This window comes from Streptomyces sp. ActVer, from assembly GCF_027270795.1.
GTDB lineage: Bacteria > Actinomycetota > Actinomycetes > Streptomycetales > Streptomycetaceae > Streptomyces > Streptomyces umbrinus_A.
Genome location: NZ_JAPWHT010000742.1, coordinates 1 through 2,983, shown reverse-complemented (window position 1 = coordinate 2,983; position 2,983 = coordinate 1). Strand labels below are relative to the sequence as shown.

Here is a 2,983-nt window from a genome sequence, read left to right as displayed (position 1 = left end):
CGGTCTTGCCGCCGACGACCCGGAACCAGCCGCCGCCCGACGAACCGCCGGTCATGGTGCAGCCGATGCGGTACATCGTCGGCAGGCTCGGGCTGAGCGAGAGGCGGCCCGGCCGGTCGACGCACTTGTGCATGATCAGACCGTTGTACGGAGGCGCCGCCGGGTAACCCCAGGCGCCCATCGTGCCCGCGTCCGCCGCGGCGGGGGTGGAGAAGTCCACGTCCAGAGCCGTACCGACGGTCTCCTCAAGGGACTTGGAGCCCGACTCCGGCTTCACGTGCAGCACCGCGTAGTCGTACGCGGCACCCTCGCCGCCCGACTCCGAACCGCCCTGGATCCACTCGTTCGAGGTGGACGCCCAGTCCGCCCAGTACTGGCCGTACGGGGAGATCTCCTGCTGCGTCGCGTTGGCCAGCTCGGCCTCGGACTTGCCGAGGTCGTTGTAGGCGGGCACGAAGGCGATGTTGCGGTACCAGCCGCCGCCACCGCCCGCGTGGACACAGTGGCCGGCGGTCCACACGAGGTTGGACTTCCCTGGGTTGCGCGGGTCCTTGACGACCGTGCCGGAGCAGACCATCGAGCCCTCGGGGGAGTCGAAGAAGACCTTCCCGACCGGGGCGGCGTTGTCGTGGTACGGGGTCTCTTCACGCGTCGCGGTGACCGGGGCCGGCGCCGGGTTGCTCACGCCCTGGTCGGCCGAGGCGTCCTTCGCGGAGATCGTCTTGTCCGGGTCCTTGGCGGACTTCATCCGCTCGGGCTTCCAGAGGCCCTCGATCACCGGGTTGACGAAGTCCTCGGCCTCAGTGAGCCACTTGTCCTTGTCCCAGTTCTTCCATTCGCCGTCCTTCCAGTCGTCGACATCGATGCCGTGCTCCTTGAGCTTGTCGGCGATGTCGGCCGGAATTTCGAGCTTGTCGCCGCCGGAGGCCTCGGAGCCGGTGGCGGCCGGCTTGTCGGCGGCGTTGTCGCCGCCCGACTCGCAGGCGGTGGCGGTGAGCGTCAGAGCCGCGGCCAGCCCGGCGGCGGCGAGGACGCGGCGTCGCCCGCGCATCCCCGAGAAGGACGGACGTGTGGAACGCATGATGTTGTTACCCCCGATTGAACGTGCAGCTTTCGTCTGCGGGTCAGGCGCGAAGAGCGCGAAGAAGGCTCTCCGTGGAGCCCGTGTCACCCCACTATGCCCGGGGAGTCAGGGACGAACGGCGGCCGAGTGGTGAAGGTTTCCGTGAGGCCCACCATGCCGCCGTCCGTCCCTGTGCCGCTACTGCTGTACGGCTGCGGCTGCGCCGCCATTGCCGCGTCGCTACTGCTGCGCCGCGAACTTCTTGCTCACCGCGTCGTAGATCCCCTTGGCCTCCGTGCCCAGGTGCGGGCCCGCGAGCCAGCCCGCGGTCACCGGGCCGATCGAGGTGTTGGACACCAGCGCCGGCTTGCCGTCCGAACCCGCCGCGACCCAGCCGCCGCCCGACGAACCGCCGGTCATGGTGCAGCCGATGCGGTACATCGTCGGCTGGAACTCGGCGATCGAGAGCCGGCCCGGCTTGTCCGCGCACTGGAACATGGTCTCCCCGTCGAACGGCTTCGCCGCCGGGTAGCCGGTCGCGGTGATGTCCCCGACCTCCGAGACGGCCGGAGCGTTGAAGTCCACCGGGAGCGCCGAACCGACGGTCTCCTCAAGGGACTTGCCCCCGCTGCCCTTCTCCGGCGTCACATGAATGACCGCGAAGTCGTACGAGGCACCGTCGCCGCCCGTCGCGCCACCCTGCTCGATCCACTGGTCCGAGGTCTGGGCCCAGTCGGCCCACCAGAGACCGTACGGAGCGACCTCTTCCTTGGTGGCGGTCGCGAGCTCCGCCGCCGACATGGCGTCGTTGTTGTACGACGGCACGAAGGCGATGTTGCGGTACCAGCCGCCCTTCTTGCCGGCGTGCACACAGTGGCCCGCGGTCCACACGAGGTTGGACTTGCCGGGGTTGGCCGGGTCCTCGACCACGGTCGCCGAGCAGACCATCGTGCCCTCGGGGGAGTCGAAGAACACCTTGCCCGCCTCGGGCGCGTTCTCGTGGTACGCCGCCGGGACGGACTTCGCCTCCACGGGCGCCGGCTCCGGGTCGGTCACGCCCTGGTCACCCGAGAGGTCGTTCTCGTCGACACCCTTGCCCTGGTCCGGGTCCTCGGCCTCGCGCATGCGGTCCGGGTCCCACAGGTCCTTGATGATCGGGTTGATGTAGTCCCCGGCCTCGCGCAGCCAGTCGTCCTTGTCCCAGTTCTTCCAGGCGCCGCCCTTCCACTGGTCGATGTCGATCCCGCGCTCTTTGAGCCTGTCCTTGATGTTGTCCGGGATCTTGATCTTGCCGTCGCCGGCCGCGGACGCCGACGCCTCCGCGCCCGCGTTGGTGTCCTCTTCCGAACCGCAGGCGGTGGCGGTCAGCGCCAGCGCGGTGGCCAGTCCGACCGCGGCCAGCATGGGGGAGGTTCTGCGGCGCGAGCTCCTCCCTCGACGGGCGGCGAAGAGCGGGCGTATGGGTCGCATGGTGTGACTCCCCCTGGAGGTGAACGAACAACTCTGTGCTGCCACATGGGACTTCGTACGGATCCGGTGACCCGGATGTGTCCGACGTGGACCGTGGGTGCTGATCAGCGGGAATTCGCTGAACGGCACCACAGACTATGGCGTTGCTGTGGGGGACTTCCGACGGAACCGCAACGGTTCCGTCACGGCAAGGATCTTCGCCCCACCGTTGCCCCTCGCGGTCCTCGTCGTTGGTACGTACGGGGGACGTTCCGGCTGCGTTCATTCCCTGTCGCCTCCCACCGGGCGGCCGAGCAACTCGCCTCTTCTGGACAGCGGGAGGACCGACAGACGTGGCTGTGACCGAGTCTGCGCCTGAGACGGCGCCCGCGATGCCCGAGGCCGCGGGGGCGCGCGCGACACCGGAGAACGGCGGGGCGCGCGCGGCGCACGAAGGGATCCTGCGGCGCC

The 2,983-nt window shown here is 69.4% G+C and carries 2 protein-coding genes; both read right to left on the bottom strand.

Features of this window, described 5'->3' with window-relative positions; genetic code table 11:
- On the bottom strand, positions 1 to 1,081 hold a 1,081-nt coding region (locus O3Q52_RS51435), incomplete at its 3' end, for a serine protease (RefSeq protein ID WP_269655296.1).
- Positions 1,082 to 1,303: 222 nt separating this feature from the next.
- Entirely contained in the window at positions 1,304 to 2,533 is a 1,230-nt protein-coding gene (locus tag O3Q52_RS51430; RefSeq protein ID WP_269655295.1) for a serine protease, read from the bottom strand.
- Positions 2,534 to 2,983 lie beyond the last annotated feature (450 nt).

Coding starts and splice junctions, on each gene's coding strand:
- O3Q52_RS51430 (WP_269655295.1), bottom strand. CDS start 2,533: ATGCGACCCATACGCCCGCTCTTCGCCGCCCGTCGAGGGAGGAGCTCG.